This window comes from Sporomusa malonica, assembly GCF_900176355.1.
GTDB classification, from domain to species: Bacteria; Bacillota; Negativicutes; order Sporomusales; family Sporomusaceae; genus Sporomusa; species Sporomusa malonica.
Genome location: NZ_FWXI01000004.1, coordinates 157,869 through 177,562 on the forward strand (window position 1 = coordinate 157,869; position 19,694 = coordinate 177,562).

General features: G+C 47.6%; 16 protein-coding genes. 7 read left to right on the plus strand and 9 right to left on the minus strand.

Features of this window, described 5'->3' with window-relative positions; translation table 11 throughout:
* Positions 1 to 39: 39 nt before the first annotated feature.
* A complete protein-coding gene (locus B9A22_RS06005) occupies positions 40 to 948 on the minus strand; it encodes a LysR family transcriptional regulator (protein ID WP_084574806.1) in 909 nt (302 codons plus the stop codon).
* A gap of 143 nt (positions 949 to 1,091) precedes the next feature.
* Here B9A22_RS06005 and B9A22_RS06010 point away from each other — a divergent pair, with 143 nt between their 5' ends.
* From B9A22_RS06010 to B9A22_RS06035, 6 genes are all read left to right on the plus strand, one after another.
* Positions 1,092 to 2,495, plus strand: a complete 1,404-nt coding sequence (locus tag B9A22_RS06010) for an anion permease (protein WP_084574807.1) — start codon at positions 1,092 to 1,094, stop codon at positions 2,493 to 2,495.
* A 71-nt stretch (positions 2,496 to 2,566) separates the two neighbouring features.
* Positions 2,567 to 3,412 (plus strand): fumarate hydratase, encoded by an 846-nt coding sequence (locus tag B9A22_RS06015; protein ID WP_084574808.1) that lies wholly within the window; start codon positions 2,567 to 2,569, stop codon positions 3,410 to 3,412.
* A 13-nt stretch (positions 3,413 to 3,425) separates the two neighbouring features.
* Entirely contained in the window at positions 3,426 to 3,983 is a 558-nt protein-coding gene (locus tag B9A22_RS06020) for a Fe-S-containing hydro-lyase (protein ID WP_084574809.1), read from the plus strand.
* A gap of 21 nt (positions 3,984 to 4,004) precedes the next feature.
* Positions 4,005 to 5,714 carry an FAD-binding protein gene (locus tag B9A22_RS06025; protein ID WP_084574810.1) on the plus strand — a complete coding sequence of 570 codons (1,710 nt, stop codon included), beginning with the start codon at positions 4,005 to 4,007 and terminating at the stop codon, positions 5,712 to 5,714.
* Positions 5,714 to 6,661 (plus strand): succinate dehydrogenase/fumarate reductase iron-sulfur subunit, encoded by a 948-nt coding sequence (locus B9A22_RS06030; protein WP_084574811.1) that lies wholly within the window; start codon positions 5,714 to 5,716, stop codon positions 6,659 to 6,661. The genes B9A22_RS06025 and B9A22_RS06030 overlap by 1 nt, the downstream gene beginning before the upstream one ends.
* On the plus strand, positions 6,661 to 7,533 hold the full coding sequence (locus B9A22_RS06035) for a CoB--CoM heterodisulfide reductase iron-sulfur subunit B family protein (protein WP_084574812.1): 873 nt from the start codon (positions 6,661 to 6,663) through the stop codon (positions 7,531 to 7,533). Before B9A22_RS06030 ends, B9A22_RS06035 begins: the two co-directional genes overlap by 1 nt.
* Before the next feature lie 203 nt (positions 7,534 to 7,736).
* On the opposite strand, the gene B9A22_RS06040 is transcribed toward B9A22_RS06035, so the two are convergent.
* The 8 genes from B9A22_RS06040 to B9A22_RS06075 all read right to left on the minus strand — a co-directional run bounded on the left by B9A22_RS06040 (position 7,737) and on the right by B9A22_RS06075 (position 18,327).
* Positions 7,737 to 9,146: an amino acid permease gene (locus B9A22_RS06040; protein WP_084574813.1), complete on the minus strand. Its 1,410-nt coding sequence runs from the start codon at positions 9,144 to 9,146 to the stop codon at positions 7,737 to 7,739.
* Between the two features lie 151 nt (positions 9,147 to 9,297).
* Positions 9,298 to 10,356: a Glu/Leu/Phe/Val family dehydrogenase gene (locus B9A22_RS06045; RefSeq protein WP_084574814.1), complete on the minus strand. Its 1,059-nt coding sequence runs from the start codon at positions 10,354 to 10,356 to the stop codon at positions 9,298 to 9,300.
* Between the two features lie 167 nt (positions 10,357 to 10,523).
* Positions 10,524 to 12,299, minus strand: a complete 1,776-nt coding sequence (locus B9A22_RS06050) for a sigma-54 interaction domain-containing protein (RefSeq protein WP_245823832.1) — start codon at positions 12,297 to 12,299, stop codon at positions 10,524 to 10,526.
* Positions 12,300 to 12,732: 433 nt separating this feature from the next.
* On the minus strand, positions 12,733 to 13,968 hold the full coding sequence (locus B9A22_RS06055; protein WP_084574815.1) for an MFS transporter: 1,236 nt from the start codon (positions 13,966 to 13,968) through the stop codon (positions 12,733 to 12,735).
* A gap of 212 nt (positions 13,969 to 14,180) precedes the next feature.
* Complete coding sequence (locus tag B9A22_RS06060; RefSeq protein ID WP_084574816.1) at positions 14,181 to 15,092, minus strand: uroporphyrinogen decarboxylase family protein; 912 nt, start codon at positions 15,090 to 15,092, stop codon at positions 14,181 to 14,183.
* A 15-nt stretch (positions 15,093 to 15,107) separates the two neighbouring features.
* Entirely contained in the window at positions 15,108 to 16,976 is a 1,869-nt protein-coding gene (locus tag B9A22_RS06065; RefSeq protein WP_084574817.1) for an ASKHA domain-containing protein, read from the minus strand.
* On the minus strand, positions 16,940 to 17,584 hold the full coding sequence (locus B9A22_RS06070) for a cobalamin B12-binding domain-containing protein (RefSeq protein ID WP_176215413.1): 645 nt from the start codon (positions 17,582 to 17,584) through the stop codon (positions 16,940 to 16,942). Before B9A22_RS06070 ends, B9A22_RS06065 begins: the two co-directional genes overlap by 37 nt.
* Entirely contained in the window at positions 17,581 to 18,327 is a 747-nt protein-coding gene (locus tag B9A22_RS06075; RefSeq protein ID WP_245823834.1) for a GntR family transcriptional regulator, read from the minus strand. Before B9A22_RS06075 ends, B9A22_RS06070 begins: the two co-directional genes overlap by 4 nt.
* 341 nt (positions 18,328 to 18,668) lie before the next feature.
* Between B9A22_RS06075 and B9A22_RS06080 the strand changes: the two genes are divergently transcribed.
* Positions 18,669 to 19,550 carry a LysR family transcriptional regulator gene (locus tag B9A22_RS06080; RefSeq protein WP_084574819.1) on the plus strand — a complete coding sequence of 294 codons (882 nt, stop codon included), beginning with the start codon at positions 18,669 to 18,671 and terminating at the stop codon, positions 19,548 to 19,550.
* Positions 19,551 to 19,694 lie beyond the last annotated feature (144 nt).

Here is a 19,694-nt window from a genome sequence, read left to right on the forward strand (position 1 = left end):
GTGGAGAAGAAGACAACAGCTATCTGCTATAATGTAACTCTATTCGCTCTTAGTTCCCTTCCCCCGGAAGCTGGGAGACTTTGCATAAGAAACAATAAAATCGCTAAAGGCTTGAGCCGCCTTTGATAGATATTTGCCCTTTTTCCAGGCTAGACCAATCGTGATTGACAGCGGCTCAGCAAGTGATACGCCAACCAGGTTAGGATGGTTGCGAACTACCATGTTCATGAGAAAGGAAACACCTACATTGCTGGCCACCATAGCCTTAATCGTTTCAATCTGATTGGACGAAAACACAATATGGGGGGCAAAGCCGTGGCGGGCACATTCGTCAAGCACCAGCTGCCGATGAAAGAATTCTTCCTTTAGCAGAACAAAGGGCTCTTCTTGTAATTGGTTAAAATCAACCACCTTGGCGGTACTTAAATGGTGTTTAGGCGACAAACAGAGCATAATCTCTTCTTGGGTAATTGGTACAGTATTTAGCATGGTTGCACACTCAGGAAGTATAATCATGCCTAAATCTAATTCTTCCCTTTCCAACATCGCCCGCGCAGCCAGAGACCCTTCTTCATACACTACTAAATCCAAATTTGGATAAGCAGTCTTAAAAAGATTAAAAATATCGGGGAATAGATAGGCCCCAATCATCGGCGGTGCCGCAAACTTAATTGTGCCTTTGTTTAATTTGCGGAAGTCCTCCATTTCATGAATAGACTGGCGAATGTCAAACAGAATTTTTTCTATTCTGGCATAAAAAGCCTTTCCTTCTGCAGTTAGGCTGACTTTTTTCTGGCTGCGGTCAAACAGGAGGACCCCCAACTCCTCCTCCAGCTTTTGTATGGAGTTAGTAATTGATGGCTGAGCTACGTGCAGTTCTTCGGCAGCTCTTGTGAAATTTTGCAATCGGCTGACGGCTTGAAAATATTCAAGTTGGCGCAGTTCCACGGTATATCCTCCCATCCCAATAGTTACTACCTATTGTACCATAGATTATTAATATTTTGATTACTTATGTACCAGTGCTAAAGTATAACTAGACTGTTATCAAAATCATCGAAAAATACATTATCAGGAGGAATTGTTTTTGTATGAACAGTAAACTCATGAAAGCCCTAGCCGTTGTGGTCTTGGGCGCTGTCCTCTGGTTCTTGCCGGTGCCGCAAGGGCTCAAGCCGGAAGCCTGGCATTTGATGGCCATTTTTGTTGCCACTATCTTCGGATTCATTCTCCAGCCGCTCCCGATTGGTGCCGTAGCGCTTGCTAGTGTAACGTTTACAGCACTTGTCGGCGTTCTCAAACCGGCCGAAGCCATTAGTGGATTCGCTAACACTACTATCTGGCTCATTGTTGCCGCCTTTTTGTTTGCCAAAGGGTTTATTAAAACCGGTCTTGGACGCCGCATTGCCTTTATACTTATAAAAGCAATTGGCGACAGCACGCTGAAATTAGGTTATACGCTTGTACTAAGCGACCTGATTATCAGCCCAGCCACCCCGTCAAACACAGCGCGCGCTGGCGGCATTCTTTTCCCCATTGTCCGCAGTCTCTGCACAGCCTTTGGCTCTGAACCTGGTCCAACGGCTCGCAAAGTCGGCAGTTATCTCATGCAGACAACCTACCAAGGCAATGCCATCACTTCGGCCATGTTCATGACCTCGATGGCCGGTAACCCCTTAATTGCCCTGCTTGCCGCCAAAACTCTGAATATCCAGCTTAGCTGGGGTCAGTGGGCTTTAGCTTCTGTCGTCCCGGGTCTAATCTCCATTCTCGTAGTTCCGTACTTCCTGTACAAGTTCTACCCCCCCGAGATTAAGAAGACACCAGAGGCTAAAGCTCTGGCGGCAAAAGAGCTTCAAAATATGGGTCCAATGTCCTGGGGCGAGAAAATTGTCGCCCTGGTATTTGTCGGCGCGCTTATTCTCTGGAGTACTTCCCAGTACACCAAGATTGATGCCACTGTTGTCGCCCTCTTAGCCGTTGTTGTCATGCTAGCCACCCAGGTGCTTGAGTGGAAAGATGTTCTTGATGAAAAAGGAGCTTGGGATACCCTTATCTGGATGGGTGCCCTTGTCGGCCTGGCCGATTATCTCTCCAAGCTTGGCTTCATTCCCTGGTTTGCCAAAACCATGGCAGCCAGCATTGTTGGTATCCCCTGGCTGCAGGCCTTTATTGTCCTTACTGTCGTTTACCTGTATGCGCACTACGCTTTCGCCAGCCTGACTGCACATATCACGGCCATGTATCCTGCCTTTATTGCGGTAGCCGTTGCTGCCGGTGCGCCCCCTTATTTGGTGGCCCTAGCACTAGCCTTTATGTCCAACCTCTGTATGTCGCTTACTCACTATGCCGCCGGTCCATCTCCCATCTACTTCGGTGCCGGTTATGTCGACCAAGGTACTTGGTGGCGGCTTGGTTTTATGGTATCTATTATCAACCTGGTTATTTGGGTGGGCTTAGGGTCCATGTGGTGGAAAGTCCTCGGCCTTTGGTAATACCGAATTCATTTATCTGAAGCTAAGTCTACTTTATATTGATGTCCTAATAGTGGAGAGGAGATATTGTCATGCGTACAATCCAAGCACAGCAAATCACTGATGCAGTTGCCAAATTGGCGATTGACGCCAATTATTATTTATCTGAGGATGTTTTCAACGCCTTAATCGAAGGTAAAGAGAAAGAAGAGTCGCCACTAGGCAAGGAAATCTTTGACCAGATTATTAAAAACGCCTGTATTGCCAGAGATGAAGCCAAGCCTATGTGCCAAGATACCGGGCTTGCTGTAATCTTTGTTGAATTAGGGCAAGATGTCAGCATCGAGGGCAGTACATTGGAGACAGCAATTAATGCCGGTGTAGCCAAAGGCTATACCGAGGGATATTTACGCAAGTCGGCTGTTGCCGAGCCGCTGTTCAACCGTAAGAATACCGGCGACAATACCCCTGCCATTATCCATATTGAAAACGTTCCAGGCGACCAAATTAAAATTGTCCTTGCTCCCAAAGGGGCTGGCAGCGAAAACAAGAGCGCCCTTAAAATGCTTGTACCAGCCGATGGTGTGGCAGGAGTAAAGAAATTTATTGTCGAAACAATTGAAAATGCTGGCTCAAACCCATGTCCACCTATGGTAGTAGGTGTAGGCATCGGCGGTACTATGGAAAAGTCAGCATATCTTGCCAAGAAAGCCCTGATTCGTCCGATAACCAAGCAGAATGACCATCCTGACTATGCCAAACTTGAAGGCGAACTATTGGAGCTTATTAACAAAACAGGTATTGGACCTCAAGGTCTTGGTGGCCGCGTTACAGCCTTGGCCGTAAACATTGAGTGGTATCCTACCCACATTGCAAGCCTGCCTGTAGCCGTAAACATTAACTGTCATGCTACCAGGCATGCAGAAGTAGTACTGTAAGGGAGACGAGAACATGGCCGAACAAATTCGTATTACTACACCACTTACCGACGAAACAATTAAAAACTTAAACGCTGGGGATAGTGTCCTTATCACCGGTGTAATCTACGCTGCACGCGATGCGGCTCATAAATGCATGGTTGAGGCCCTTGACCGGGGCGAAGAGCTGCCTGTGGATTTCACCGGACAAATGGTCTACTATGTTGGCCCCTCGCCAGCTAAGCCGGGTGAACCGATTGGCTCTGCCGGCCCCACCACCAGCGGCCGGATGGACGCCTATGCGCCACGTCTACTGGACAAAGGCCTCAAAGGCATGATCGGAAAAGGCTACCGGTCTGACGCTGTTGTAGACAGCATGAAGAAAAATGGCGTTGCTTACCTTGTTACCACAGGTGGTGCAGCAGCTCTTATATCAAAAACAATTAAATCTTATGAAGTAGTTGCTTACGGCGATCTTGGCCCCGAAGCGCTAGCTCGTATGGAAGTAGTAGATTTTCCCGCCATCGTAGCAATTGATAGCACAGGTCGTAACTTCTATCATGTAGGTCAAAAGACTTACCGCCAAGATTAATATATATCCTTGAGGTGAATAATGCTTAACTTTGACGTACTCGTTATCGGCAGCGGCGGCTCGGGAATGCGGGCCGCCCTGGAAGCCGGTCGTCAGCAAGGCCTCTCAGTTGGTCTGATGACTAAAATGTTCCCTACCCGCTCGGCCACAGGCTGTGCTCAGGGCGGCATCAACGGTTCGCTGCAGAATGCCGATCCTAATGACTCAATCGAAAAACATATTTTCGACACAGTAAAAGGCAGCGACTATCTGGGCGACCAGGATGCCATTGAGCATTTTATCAGTAACATGCCTGATGCAATCCGGGAACTTGACTACTTCGGCGTTCCTTTCTCCCGTGACACACAAGGCCGGATAGCGCAGCGCAACTTCGGCGGTGCCTCCTCACCCCGGACCTGCTTCTCGGCAGATGTGACCGGTCATGTCATTTTGCACACACTTTATGAACAGTGCCTGAAGCATGGCGTAAAGGTGCTGTCTGAATGGTATCTGCTGCAAATCGTCACAGAGGAAGGCAAGCTATGCGGTGTTGTTGCCTATGACTTAAAGGGTGGGCGTTTTGTTCCCATTGCAGCAAAAGCCATTGTTGTAGCTACAGGCGGCGCTGGCCGCATGTACTGGCTCCGCACTACCAACCCGTTTACCTCAACTGGTGACGGTATTGGCGCTTGCTTTGATGCTGGCGTCCCCATCAAAGACCCTGAATTTGTTCAATTTCACCCTACCGGCCTCGCCGGCACTGGCATTTTGATGTCAGAAGCCTCCCGTGGTGAAGGCGGTTACCTCCTGAACAATAAAGGCGAACGCTTCATGTCCCGCTATGCGCCGGAGAAAATGGAACTTGCTACCCGCGACCTTGTCTCGCAAGCCATTGAGACTGAAATAAAGGAGGGACGCGGCTTTGGCGAGGGTCTGAGCGCCTACGTTCAACTGGATTTGCGCCATTTAGGACGCGAAAAAATCCTGGAACGCCTGCCCCAGATTCGCGATCTGGCCATCACCTTCGAACAAGTTGATCCCATTGAACAGCCTATCCCTATCCGCCCAAGCTGTCACTACTCCATGGGCGGCATTGACGTAATCGACTACCGTACCTGTGCAACAGCTGTTGAGGGTATCTTCGCCGCCGGTGAGGCCGCCTGTATCTCAGTCCATGGCGCTAACCGCCTTGGCGGCAACTCACTGGCTGATATCGTGGCTTTTGGCAAATTTGCCGGTCAAGGCGCGTCTGAATGCGCCAGAAAGCGCCCGGCTGTCAATCAGAGCCCTGTTAACCAGGCAGCACAAGCCTGGGAAGCCAAGTTCGATGCTGTCACCACCCGCAACACCGGTATTTCTACCTCGGCCATCCGTGACCGCCTGGCCGAGATTATGTGGAACAATGTCGGCGTATTCCGTACAGGTGCCGAAATGGAAGAAGCGCTGAAGGTAGTGGATCGTCTGATGACAGAATATCAGGCTATCGAAGTACCTGACCAAAACAAGATTTACAATACAGCCTTCGTCAACTACATTGAACTTGGCAGTATGCTCACTGTGGCTAAAACTGTTGTTCTCGGAGCCCTTAACCGGAAAGAAAGCCGCGGCAGTCACTGCCGGGCAGATTTTCCTAACCGTGATGACGCCGATTTCCTGAAACACACCATCGTGTCCAGGGAAGGCCAGGCGTACAATATATCTTACCGGCCAGTCGTCATAACCAAATACCCGCCGGCAGAAAGGAAATATTGATGCGCCAGATAACATATAAAATTGAGCGATTTGACGGAGCAAAAAGCTTCGTACAAGAATGTACCTTCCCCCATCAGCCAGGCAAGACTATTCTCTGGGGCCTAATCACAATTAAAGAAACAATGGACCCCACACTGGCTTTCACTGCAGCCTGCCGTGCGGCAGTATGCGGCGCCTGTGCCGTGCGTGTCAACGGCCAGGCTTTCCTGGCCTGTGAAACGCCGCTTGATGGAATTTTAGACCGCTTCGGCGATACCCTTACCATTGAACCGATCAAAAACTTCAAAGTCATTCGTGACCTTGTCGTTGACTGGGAGCCAAAGGCTGAGCGTTTAATGACCTCCAGCCCCTGGCTTAAGCCCAAAGACGAATTCACTGCCAAGGAAGGCTGCCGTCAAGACGCCGCTGACTTTAAGAAAATTAACGTCCAGGCTGGCTGTATTCTGTGTGGTGCTTGCGCCTCTGAGTGTTCCAAACTTAGCGCCAATGACAAGGATTTCCTTGAACCCTTCACCTACTCCAAAGTATGGAAATTTGTTGCCGACACCAGGGATAAGTCATCCACTGAACGCATCAAGGCTGTCATTGATAAAGGCCTCTGGAAATGCCTCCATTGTGTCGAATGCAGCACTAAATGCCCCAAAGGCTTAGCCCCTGGCGAAGACATTGCCCGTCTACGCCAACTGTCGATTAAGCTCGGCTATACCGATAATCCGGGTGCCCGCCATGCTTTGGCTTTCCTGCAAGACATCAAAGACACCGGCCGCCTCAATGAAACAAAACTATCGGTAAGAAGCATTGGTATGCTCGGCTCAATGGCCAAGTTTCCGTTTGCGCTCCGTCTCCTTCGCCGGGGCAAGCTCAATCCTTTCCATTTCCCTGGCAAGGTCAAAGGTCATGACCAGATTAAAGCTATCCTCAAAGCAGTAAGGGAGAGTGAGAAATAATGAAATACGCATTTTTCCCTGGCTGTGTTCTTGAGGGAGCTGCCAAAGAAAACTATATAGCCACTATTGCTGTCGCCAAAGCGCTCGGGATTGAGCTGCTCGAGATTCCTGGCTGGACGTGCTGCGGTGCTTCTCATGTGCAAGATGTGGATGATTTGGCCGCAACTGCCATTAATGCCCGCAACATCGCACTAGCTGAACAGATGGGCCTGCCGCTCTTAACAGTATGCAACACCTGCACCCTGATGCTGCGCAAAGCTAAGGCTAAACTGGACAACGGACAAAAAGAAAAAGTCAATGGCATCCTTAGTGCTGCCGGACTAAGCTATAAGGGTACCAGCGATATTACCCACTTACTCTGGGTTCTCCTTAGTGACTATGGTCTTGATAAACTGAAAGGCATGGTGAAACGCCCATTGGCAGGTCTAACAGTGGCTGGATATTATGGCTGCCATATTCTCCGTCCACCTGCTCTCATGGATTTTGAAGACCATGCAAATCCTCAGTCTCTTGAAAGTCTTATCTGCGCTCTCGGCGCGCAGCCTGCTGATTTTGATGCAAAACTCAAATGCTGCGGCTTCCATGCCACCTATACTGCCGAAGAGGATATGATCCGCATCACCGGCGAAACCAACCAAAGTGCGGTAAAAGCCGGTGCTGACTGCATCGTAACCCCCTGCCCGCTGTGCCAAATGTCACTTGACATGAATCAGCCGGAAGGTCAGGCAGCAGTAGGCTGCCAACAAGAAATGCCTGTCCTGCATCTGTCTCAGTTAGTTGGACTGGCCCTCGGTCTCACGCCTGAACAACTCGGCATGAATATGCATATTGCTGGCCGTGAAATCATTAAGAGAAAAGTATCCTCCAGGTAATTAAAACCAAATAAAAACGGTCTGAATCTCTTCACGCCAGAGATTCAGACCGTTTTATTGTTATATCTTAGTGACTATATTCAGAAGTGCTTTGCTTGCAACCTTCTTCCCCTGCTCATAATATATTTTCTGGTCTCCCACAATCAATAAAGATCAAAAGGCAGAAACAGTTAGATAACCTGCGTCCTGAGTTTACCCTTTTGTTACATTCCCTTAGATTGCGAACCGTCGGCAGATTTTGGGGCCAGGGTACTATGTCTGCGGCTATAGGTAAAATACACAACCATACCGATTACATACCAAATCCCGAAGAAGGTCAGAGTTTCCACCGGCAGATTGGCAATCAGGTAGCTGCACAACAACACAGCCAGCGGCACAACCACCCCGACGGCGGGGCAGCGGAACGGCCTGGGCATGTCGGGATGGGTCCTGCGAAGCACCCAGACGCCCACCGAAACTAAAATAAAAGCACAAAGTGTTCCCATATTGCATAGTTCAGCAATGATGTTGATCGGCAGTAAACCACTCAGCACGCTCACTACAGCGCCGGCAATCATTGTAATGATATGAGGGGTGCCATATTTGGGGTGGATCTTCACCAGGCTTTGCGGAATCATCCCGTCACGGGCCATCGCCAAAAATACTCGGGTCTGACCATACATAAAGACCAAAAGTACGGTGGTAATGCCGCAAATGGCGCCTAATGCCACGAGAGCGCTGCCGAAATTCATGCCAATGGCGCGAAGTGCATAGGCTACCGGCTCACTGTTGTTCAGGCTTGAGTAAGGCACAACACCTGTCAGAACAGCTGCGACGGCAATATAAAGCACGGTACAGATAACCAGTGACCCGACAATCCCGATCGGAATATCCCGGTTGGGATTTTTACATTCTTCTGCAGCGGTGGATACAGTATCAAATCCGATATAGGCAAAGAATACGATCGCAGCACCGGTAGCCACCCCACCCCAGCCATAAGGAAGGAACGGCTGCCAGTTTAACGGATCGATATGAGGAGTAGCAACAAACAGGAAAAAAGCAATACATGCCAGTTTAATAAATACCAGGATTCTGTTCAGAGCAGCACTTTCTCTGGTACCAAGCATCAATAAATAAGTGAGGATGGCAGTGATTAAAATTGCAGGGACATTCAGGATACCGCCATCAGCAGGGACTGCCGTCCACGCCGCAGGCAAGACAATGCCCGCCGATTTGAGTAACCCGACCATATAGCCTGACCAACCGGCTGCTACCGCCGCTGACCCGATCGTATATTCACAAATCAACGCCCAACCTACCGCAAAAGCAACCACTTCGCCCATTGAGACATAAGCAAACGTGTAGGCACTACCAGTTACCGGCACCATAGATGCCAGTTCTGAATAGGCTAAGGCGGCAAAAGCGCAGGCAAGGCCTGATAATACAAACGACAGCATAATCCCCGGCCCTGCATAGTTTGCGGCAGCAACACCGGTAAGAACAAAAATTCCGGTACCAATGATGCATCCGATTCCTAACAAAACCAAGTCTGTCGCGCCGAGAGTCTTCCTCAAACCATTTCTTTCAGTCCCTCGGATCAATTCCGCAATATTTTTCTTACGAAACAAACTCATCTCTTTACCTCCCATTCCGGTCAGAAGATTCAGATAAATTTTTCTATTTTTCACCCTTTACTTACACAACAATCCCCTCCCCACCGTGTAGCAACAACCATACTTCTGGTACTCTTAACAACTATCCCGGTGCGGGAGGGGGTGGTAAAAATTACGGTAATAGAGTTTTTTTCACCTTGCCAATCAGAGCAATTCGCGTTTCGGCCAGAATATCGGCAGCTTTATAGGTCGGAATCCCCTCCCGTTTGGAGATAGCAATGACCTGTTCAATATTATTATAAATGCCATCTACTTTTTTTAGGGCCCGGTCATGGTTATAGCCGCCTTGCTGCAGCTCATCAGCCACGTTGATGACACCGCCGGCATTGATAATGAAATCAGGAGCATAGAGAATGCCTTTGTCCTGCAGAATATCGCCATGCCGCATTTCCTTCAATTGATTGTTGGCAGCACCGGCGATAATCCGGCACTTTAGCCTAGGCAATGTTTCATCATTGATTACGGCGCCCAAGGCACAGGGAGCAAAGATATCGCAGTCAGCTCCGTAGATTTCATGGGGTCTGACTGCCCTGGCACCAAATTCAGCGACGATACGGCTGATATTTTCCTCGCTGATATCTGTTACAACGAGGTTAGCCCCTTCCTCATGAAGATGCTTGCAAAGGGTATAACCTACATGCCCCAGCCCTTGCACAGCCACTGTTTTTCCTTGGAGCGAACCGGTTCCCCAAACCTCCGCGGCGCAAGCTTTCATGCCTTTCCAGGTACCATAAGCAGTAACCGGCGAGGGATCGGCCACGCCACGGCCAACCACATGGGAGGTTTCCATGTGGATATAGTCCATATCTTCTACGGCAGTTCCGACATCTTCAGAGGTGATGTACCGTCCATTCAGACTCTGGACGAAGCGGCCGAATGCCCGGAAAAGTGCTTCACTTTTATCTGTCTTGGAATTGCCGATGATAACAGCTTTGCCGCCCCCTATATTGAGCCCGGCGGCTGCGTTTTTATAGCTCATACCCCTGGCCAGACGCACTACGTCCGTAATTGCATCTTCTTCGCACTCGTACTGCCACATCCGGGTACCGCCCAGCGCAGGACCAAGAGTGGTGTCATGAATACAGATAATGGCTTTTAAGCCGGAGGCCGGATCGTGGCAAAAAACCAGTTGTTCGTACCCATGCTGCTCCATCTTTTTAAAAATTCCCATTTATAAATCCCCCTTGTAAAAATTAGTGTTCAATCTGGTAATATTCTAATCGCAAGAAATATGCCAGTTTAAGAACGCCTGACAAAACCAGCGATGACCGTCCAAGCAAAGAAAATCACTGCAAGATTTTGCATGAATTGCAAAATCCTGCAGTGAACTGTTTTGCATTATACAAACGGAGGGCTGCCAGTTATCCCGTGTTTCTCCAGCTTATAATACAGGGTACGTAAAGAAACATTAAGGTGGCGAGCGGTTTCAGCACGGTTTCCGCCATACATAGTAAGAACGCCGGTGATAGCCCGCCGCTCCGCCTGCTCCATCGTTTCCGCCAGCGTACAGCAGGGCAAAACAGTTGTTTCTGTTGCTTTACGCTCGGCGTTTAACCTGGTCAAGGCTGTAAGAGGCGGCAGATGGGACACCATAATCGTATATTCATTAAAATGCATATTAATCAGGGCGCGGCCTAAAACATTCTCCAGCTCCCGCACGTTACCTGGCCAGCCGTATTCAGCTAATAGGGCTGCTGCGTCATCCGTGATCCCCTGAACGCAACGTCCGTACTCCCAGTTTAGTTTGGTCAACAGGTGCCTGGCTAACTCCGGCAGATCCCCGATACGCTGACGCAACGGCGGAATGTTTATCGGAAAAACATTAAGCCGGTAATAAAGGTCTTTGCGAAAACTACCCTTTTTGATCTCATCCTCCAGGTTTTTATTGGTAGCGGCGATAATTCTCAAATCAAGATCAAACGCTCTGACGCTGCCGACCCTCATAATCTCCCGTTCCTGCAGTACACGCAGCAATTTTACCTGAATAGGCGGTGGAATCTCACCAATTTCGTCAAGAAACAGCGTACCACCATCAGCCTCTTCAAAAAGGCCTTTCTTGCCACTTTTAAGTGCCCCGCTGAAAGCCCCAGCCTCATAGCCAAACAACTCACTTTCCAGCAGCGTTTCTGGGATCGCAGCGCAATTTACCCGGACAAACCTTCGGTATCTTCGCTGGCTGGCACTATGGATGGCATGGGCAAACAACTCTTTGCCCGTCCCGCTCTCCCCCGTCAGCAACACTGTGGCAGGCGTAAGCGCAGCCCGGCAGGCATACTCCACTGCCGCCTGCATCGCTGGACCCTGGGCCACAATATCGTCAAACGTATAGCGTGCCTGCCCGCGACCTATAAGCGCTTCTACACTGGCAAGTTCCTCTGAGAGAAATTTTAATTCCGAAATATCATGCGCCATTGCCACACTGCCGCGCAACCGGCCATCAACAATTAGCGGTGCCGCGTTAATAATGACCTCACGATTGTCAGGGCCCACTTTTAGCGGTACTCCCCGCACCGCCTCCATCGATTGCATGACCCGCAAATGAACACTTTCCCCTTGGCGGATGTCGACAGTAGGCGGTTTACCCATGACATCTTCCTTCCGCATCCCAATTAGCCGCGTATAGGCTGGGTTGACCAGTATAATCTTCCCTTGGTCGTCCACAACTGAAATGACATCTTGGGACGTGTTGATGATGGCTTCCAATAACTTTTTCATTTCTTTGATGCAAGTCATTTCCTCGGCTAACTGATGGACTTCGGTCATATCTCGGAACACAGCCACCGCACCAACAATCCGGTTTTCTTCGTCCCTAACCGGAACACGGTTGGTAAGGATACAGGCATCACCAGTCTCCTGCCTTTGGTTAAGCTCGGGCTGCCCTGTTTCAAGCACGTTGTGTAGACGCGAGCCAGGAATAATATCCCGCGCATATTCGCCGTACGCCTCCCACGCCGCGACCCCCAACAGCCGCTCAGCCGCCGTGTTGAATAGTATGATTATCCCATTTTTATTAACAGCTACGACGGCATCATGGGTCGAATTTAAAATATCTTGCATTTCCCTGCTACTGATACTCCAATCGTTGCTTGTAATTAATTTACGTACTTTCGCCACACACACACACCCACCTCTCCAAGCTACCTTCCTCTTGCCAAATCTTAAAGAGCCCACTCCTTCTACCATAATTCTCCATATTATATTTAATTCCTCTCCTGGTAGTGGACAACAACAAGAAAAATAGTTCTCGAAGGGACGGGTTATTGACATCATGAACATACATATTGCTGGGCGTAAGCTCATTAAAACTGAAGTATCGCTGTAACCATAAAAAACTGTCAGAATTCCCAAGCGGGATTCTGACAGTTCTTTTACGCAGAGGTCTTCCGCCATTTTTGCTAGTGCTTGACTGGATGCTTCAATCTCCTGCATAGCTGCCGATTATTGCTCACCTGGATCTCAGTAATCCTCGCCTTCATTGTTTGGAATGAGGAAAAACAAATTACGCTTAAAAGTACAATTAGCAGCAGTTTGACGGCAAACCATCCTGCTATCTTTTTAAACTACAGTCAGTCTCAAGAGCAACCCCTGATTTTTTGATTCCTTGGATACTCTCTTCATAAACACGCAGCATGAAAAAAGTGGCCATTACCGGGCCTGCCGCCAATATCCACCAGACAAAGCTAAAATTACCAGTGAGATCAATTACTTTTCCGATAAACCACGGACTGAGCAGCGAGGCCATTTGAAATAAACAGTTTGCTACTCCATTGGCCGTCGCCGCCCTTTTGATTCCTGCAGTCTGAGATATTAACACAGTTAACTGAGGATTTGCCAGGTAGGAGCTGAAACCAGAGGCAAAGCCTACGACACAGAGCATGGCCAAACTAGTTTGGTAACCAAACAATATTGTAAGCGGCACAACAAGGATAAATGCAGTAATAACCAGCCATTTCCGGCATCCCAGCATATCAGAGACAACACCTGAGATAAGCGGCGCTATTGCTCCCCCTAAACCGTAATATGCCATAACCCGCCCAGCCTCACTTACCGAAAAACCAAGCCCCTTAATGTACACATTAGCCCAGGTAGCAGTCCCCAGTTGTAACCACATCAGGAAAAAGCCAGCAGCAGAAATAAGCTTGAAGTTCTTATTGTCCAATATGTATTTCAAACCAGCTGTAATGTTTTCGCTCTTCTCATCAGGCTGATCCTTGAATCTCATAAGAAAAAATACAAGAACACCAGCAATTATGGTAAGCAAACCTACCGACTGAAAAGCTCCTCGCCAACCAAACATTGTGTTTAAATAGGGTACAAGTATGTTAGTTATCAAAATTCCGCTGGATGGGGCGGCTGTCAGTATACCGAAAGCAAGTCCCTGCTCTTTAGCCGGAAACCATTCAACTAAGGCACGTGAACAAGAGGAAAAAACGGCTCCCGAGCCTAAACCTGCTAAGACTCGCAGGTTAAAGCCAAGTTCATAATTATCAATTAACGAAAACGATGATGTAGCTACCCCTTCGATAATTAAACATACTGAAAGAATAATCCGCACACCAAATCTGTCAGCTAATAGTCCGGCAGGTATTTGCGTCAAAACATAGCCAAGATAAAATGCACTCATAAAGGCTCCAGCCTGCCCCATATTCATACCTAAATCAGGAACTATCACCGAGATTAACGGCGGCCAAGTGAACCGGGTAATGAAACTGAATAAAAAACAGGAAACACAAAGTAGTAAGATAATCCACCTGTATCTTGAAGCTGTAGCATTATTTTGCATATCTGCCCCCCATTTTCTAAATATAATCATTCAACCTTTCCTCGATATCATTCTTCTTTCTCTTGCAAAGAGTAGACGTGTAGACAACTACGTATTTATATACGCTGCACCACTTATATTATCCTTTTTTAATATTTAGATTTTTTATTGTTTTCACACAAAACTAATGGTCTTGAACTCATGTTATAAAGTTCAAGACCATTTTTCAGTAACTAACAACTCATTCTATTGCATTTCCTGGCAAATTCATAAACAGCCTTTATGCTTTCCAATCGCATTTTTTCAAAAAGACCACTACTTGTGCCAAAAATCAACCCGCTATCGTTGCCAGCCGCAGTAATAATCTGATTCACAGTATACTCAAGTTCACTCAGGCTACGCGGCTCAATTAATTCGGCAGGATCCAGGTTGCCCCACAGACATAGCTTATGACCGTACTGTTCTTTTATTGCCCCAATGTCCATCCTCGCTAACGATTCAATGCATTGTAAGCCGTCAAAGCCTGCTGCCGCGATGTCCTCAAGTACCAACTCCAGATTACCATCAGAGTGAAAGAAAACCGGTAGACCTAACTGCTTGGCATGTTCAACCTGACGAACCAGTGAAGGAAACAATAATTGGCGCATAATTGCGGGACGAGCAATAACTCCCTGGTTAAATGCAATATCGTCAGCGATAAGGATACCATTTACGCCGTTACCGGCTAGCCTGTTCATAAGAGACATATTCATTTGCTCAACTGCAGTCATTAAGCTCAAGAAGTCATCATGACCGCGGACTAGTTTCCTCATCAACTGTTCAAAACCCAGCAACCTGCCGCCCCACCCCACGGGGCCATCCAGTACGGCAAATGTGAATAAATCTGTGTTAACCCACTTTTTCAAATCGCAAAAAACCACATCCTGAACACAGGGAATACCTTCAAGTCGTGAATCATAGCTTGGATGCAAACATACCGCATCCAAGCCCATGGTCTCAATGAATTCTAAACGGTGTTCAAACTGAGCAGCCTCTTGGCCAAACATGGTCTGCACAAGATCATCGGTAATAACCAACTCTGCACAGGGTGTCCGGTCAACTGGCTGACGTTTAATAGCAGATTCAACCCTTGTAATGTGATCCATAATGCCTCCAACACCCTAACTGACTCGCGGAAATTTTAATGCCTTGGCAAACTCCCGTTTAAATTCCGGCTGCACCGCCAAATCCAAGTGCTTAATAGTAGTCGCCAAACGTTCAGCCCGGCGGCGTTCCTGCTCAGATACCAGACTCATACATGCCCCAGCGCCGGCAGCATTGCCAACCTGAGCGAACCGTTCAAGCGGAAGGTTTGGCAGCATGCCCACGGCAATAGCACTCTCAAGTCGCAAAAAAGAGCCAAAAGCACCAGCGATAATTACGTTTTCAATCTCTTCCACTTTAACGCCGCAGGCGCTCAATAATGTGCTAATCCCGCTGGCAATAGCCGCCTTGGCTAATTGTATCTCGCCAATATCTTTCTGGGTAATGACGATATCACTATTACAGCCGCTGTCTTCACGCGTCACAAGGAGAAACTCAGGCACTTTCCCCGCCTCGGTTCTTACCCGCGGGTGATTAGGGTCAAGCCTGCCATTCACTGCAATGATACCTGCCCTGTTTAACTCGGCAATCGCGTCAATAATACCTGAGCCGCACAACCCGATCGGCTTCTGCCCGCCGATTGTCTGCCAGTTCACTTCTTCGCCATTATTTGAAAGCCTTACCTCGCTAATGGCTCCATTTACTGCCCGCATTCCCTGATAAACATGAGCGCCTTCAAAGGCTGGCCCTGATGCACAAGAGCAGGAGGAAATCATTCTCTCGTTAACAGCCAGAACAACCTCGGTATTTGTTCCGATATCAATACCTAGTGTTATTCCTTGCGCTTCATCAACTCTACTGGACTGAATCATTGCAACATGGTCGCCACCGACAAAACCGCCGATTGGGGGCGTCATATAAACCCGTGCCTGCTCCCCTAATTTCAGACCAATCACCTCTGCTACCGTCTCAATAGGAAGAGTCGCCGCCGGGACATAGGGGGAGAAAGCCAGCTGCTTTATTGGCAGGCCTAACAATAAATGATGCATGGCCGTATTTGCAACAATGACAGCCTGACTGATCTGTTCAACACCTACACTCATCGAGGCAGTCAGGCGCTGCGCCAACTCATTAATGCCGTCAGCAGCGGCACTGATCATCTGCCGGGCATTCTCTTCACTCTCCATTGCAAACGCTAACCTACTCATCAAATCTTCGCCATAAGCAATCTGCGGATTCAAAACTCCTTCCGCAGCCACAGTTTCTCCGGTATCCAGCCTAATAAGAAAAGCTGCAATTTTGGTTGTGCCTAAGTCAACAGCTAAGCCTAATGGCTCATAATTGGTATCTAAGTCAGCTACGTCCACAATTTGGTTATCATGAACAGTAACCGCCAGCTCCCCGGCAACGGCAGCCGGATTCACACTACGTAACAAATTCAAACCAACCTTGAGTCCAGTCAGGTCATACCTATCTTTAAAGATTTGCTCCATCTGTTGCCACAGTGAATAGGGGTAATGAATACTTGTCCTTACCAAACCTGAAATAATATACCGCTTTAGCCCATAATCAACCTCTACAGCCTGCAAGCAGCCTGCTACTTGTAACTGCTGACGGCCAATCAGGGATGTTACCGGAATCTCTATCTTGCAGGGGCCGTCAATTTTAGCCTGACAAGCTAAGCGGTATCCCTGTTCAAGGCGTTCTGGTGTAAGCATATTTTTTTCGGTCGGCGACACTGGTGCTAACTCGCCTGTTACCAGCCTTACCAAGCACCGGGCGCACAGTCCTTTGCCGCCACAGGGCGTACTAATGCCATGTTCAAATAGTTCTAAGCCTTGAGCCGCTTCTAAGACAGTTTGTCCAATATTTGCATACACCCGTTTGCCAATAGGTTGATAATCGATAACTACTTTTGTGTTAACTCTCTGCTCCAGTCCAGGCATATTTCCACTCCCTGCCGTGCATCATCTACCCAGGCGTCTGCCCCAGTATACTCTCTCACCTTTTCGTTGACTAATCCGCCGATGAGAATTTTAATTTTTGAGTTGCGTTCAATCAGCCGTACCAATTGAATTGTCCGTTTTAACGCTTCAAAACCGGGAGACAGCAAGGTGCACAGGCATAGTATTGGGGCACCTGACTCAGTCAAAGCCAACATGAACCGATCTGGTGGCACATCCACCCCCAGATCGTATACTTCAAAGCCATAGCATCTCAGCAATGAACCTACTAAATTTTTGCCAATATCATGAATATCGCCTTCGATAGTACCAAAAACAATCTTGCCAATGAATGGTTTTTTTTCGTTTGGTTCAACTACCGGCCCCAAAATATCCATTATTTGGGAAAAAATCTCTGATGAAAGGATTAAATCACCTAAAAAGTATTCTCCCCGAGAGTATCTATCGCCCACAGCTACCAAACCGGAGCGGCATTCCTCGACAATATCCAGCGGAGAAATACCAGATTCCAGACCATTTTTGACCAATTCGAGCGCCAGCGGCTCATCAAGCTCGCTAATGGCATTTGCCAGAAGTGCTAACACTTTCATCGCTCTCCCTTCAACGGTTGAATATCTGAAACTAGCGAATACCGATCGCCGCGATAATAAAATACCCCAATGCCGATAGGTCTGTTATCGCTGTCATACAGAGCCTGTTGCAGCTTTAGGACAGGCGACCCCAGCGCTACAGTAAGTAAATTGGCATCAAATTCACTGGCGCTTTCAGCACTGAGAATGGCCTGACTTCGCACTGGCAGAATATCTGTATGGATGGTAATGATTTCGGAAAAAGCTTTATACTGAAACTCATTTTCTAGAATAGGCCGTCCCTTGATATATGCCATATATTTGTGCTCAACCGCGACCGGTTCATCATCTGCCATAAGCAGCCGGCAATAATATAAAATGCCCTGACTGGCCACCATGCCTAACTTTATAGCAAATTCCGGGAGTTCCTTGCGAAAACGCACATGGATCAGCCGGTATCCTGGCTCTTTCCCCATTTGCGCTACATGTACATTGAACTCATTCATTGAAAATTCAGCACGGTCCAAAGAAGGCCTTGATACAAAAGTCCCCCGGCCCTGCTGTGCACTGATAAGGCCGCGCTCGGCAAGCAAACTTAAACACTTACGGACAGTCGTCCGGCTGAGTTCATATTCACGTCCAAGATCGTTTTCTGACGGCAGCGGCTCGCCAGCTTTCAACTCCCCTGATAATATCCTTTTCTCTAGGATGGTTGCCAACTGATAGAAGGGAGGTGTAAATGAATTCTTATTAATTCTGTCCATGAATTTTTTTTGCATCCACCTTATGATAGCATCTTTTATATGTAATGTTTTCTACGCTGCGACAATCTTCCCTTCTTAACAGTACAAATTTTGTAAATAATCAACAGAGGCGACCCCGAAAGAACGGGGTCGCATTATTGTTTAATAGAAAAACTCAAATTTTATCATATAGGTTTTTTGTATGGTTGCCTACTTGTCTATGTTAAATTGTATTCTCCATTTCCCTTTGAATTCTTTCATGATTTCTAATTTTTCTCAATATTTTTTATATATATTTTTTTCTAAGCAACTTCACTAAAATATGTTACTATAATTATAGACTATCGCAAGGAGCTTATCTTATGGATCTACGGCAATTAGAATACTTTCAAATGGCTAGCCGCTTAAAAAGCATCTCAAAAGCAGCCGAACAACTGCGTGTTGCTCAACCATCAGTGTCAATTGCAATTCAAAAATTAGAAGAAGAGCTTGGCGTCTTGCTTTTTGACCGCAGCCAACGACAAATCCAATTGACTTCCGAGGGACTTATATTTATCCAGCGAGTTAACGAAATCCTCACTCGCCTTGATGACTCAGTAACAGAAATGAACGACCTGCGACTGTTGCAAAAGGGTTCGATTAAGATTGGAATTCCACCGATGATTGGGGCCTTTCTTTTCCCTCATATTTTTTCCCAGTTTCACCGACAATTCCCGCTGCTTGAGCTTAGCGCCATTGAAGGCGGTTCTTTAACCATCCAAAAGTTAGTCGAACAAGGCAAACTCGATATAGGGATTATCACTAAATCTACCACTACGGCCGAATTAGACTTGCTCCCTATTACCTCAGGTCAAATCCATGTCTGCTTGCCTCCAGACCATCCTTTCAGCAGCCTTCAAAACATCCCGTTCAACCAGCTCAGCGATCAGCCATTTATCTTGTTAAAAGAAGATACCTATATCAGGCAAATCATTACAACAGAGTGTGCTAAGCATCAGTTTACACCGCAGATCGTCTTTGTCTCCAGCCAGATCGAAACCATCATCGGTCTTGTTGAACAGGGAGCAGGCATTGCTTTTCTCTTTGATGCAATTACCCGGAAGCATGATACTGTCCAAAGCCGCCCCCTTACGAATCCAATTTACTTTGAGATTGTTCTGGCCTGGAATCACAGCAGATACCTATCAAATGCCGCACGAGCCTTCATTAACTTTATTACAAGCTCATTTCGCCCAGTAAACTGAATCTCGCCCCCAGTCCTCCGCTTAAGGCTACTCTCTAGATTATGTATAATAATATATTGACGGACTCAAACCCCAATGATATAATAATTGTTTTCGAGTTGATATTCTCTGATTATTGTGGTATACTTAGTTACATCGTTACTA

Coding starts and splice junctions, on each gene's coding strand:
- B9A22_RS06035 (WP_084574812.1), top strand. CDS start 6,661: ATGAAATACGCATTTTTCCCTGGCTGTGTTCTTGAGGGAGCTGCCAAA.
- B9A22_RS06020 (WP_084574809.1), top strand. CDS start 3,426: ATGGCCGAACAAATTCGTATTACTACACCACTTACCGACGAAACAATT.
- B9A22_RS06065 (WP_084574817.1), bottom strand. CDS start 16,976: ATGCCTGGACTGGAGCAGAGAGTTAACACAAAAGTAGTTATCGATTAT.
- B9A22_RS06080 (WP_084574819.1), top strand. CDS start 18,669: ATGGATCTACGGCAATTAGAATACTTTCAAATGGCTAGCCGCTTAAAA.
- B9A22_RS06030 (WP_084574811.1), top strand. CDS start 5,714: ATGCGCCAGATAACATATAAAATTGAGCGATTTGACGGAGCAAAAAGC.
- B9A22_RS06015 (WP_084574808.1), top strand. CDS start 2,567: ATGCGTACAATCCAAGCACAGCAAATCACTGATGCAGTTGCCAAATTG.
- B9A22_RS06070 (WP_176215413.1), bottom strand. CDS start 17,584: ATGAAAGTGTTAGCACTTCTGGCAAATGCCATTAGCGAGCTTGATGAG.
- B9A22_RS06025 (WP_084574810.1), top strand. CDS start 4,005: ATGCTTAACTTTGACGTACTCGTTATCGGCAGCGGCGGCTCGGGAATG.
- B9A22_RS06075 (WP_245823834.1), bottom strand. CDS start 18,327: ATGGACAGAATTAATAAGAATTCATTTACACCTCCCTTCTATCAGTTG.
- B9A22_RS06060 (WP_084574816.1), bottom strand. CDS start 15,092: ATGGATCACATTACAAGGGTTGAATCTGCTATTAAACGTCAGCCAGTT.
- B9A22_RS06010 (WP_084574807.1), top strand. CDS start 1,092: ATGAACAGTAAACTCATGAAAGCCCTAGCCGTTGTGGTCTTGGGCGCT.
- B9A22_RS06040 (WP_084574813.1), bottom strand. CDS start 9,146: ATGAGTTTGTTTCGTAAGAAAAATATTGCGGAATTGATCCGAGGGACT.
- B9A22_RS06055 (WP_084574815.1), bottom strand. CDS start 13,968: ATGCAAAATAATGCTACAGCTTCAAGATACAGGTGGATTATCTTACTA.
- B9A22_RS06045 (WP_084574814.1), bottom strand. CDS start 10,356: ATGGGAATTTTTAAAAAGATGGAGCAGCATGGGTACGAACAACTGGTT.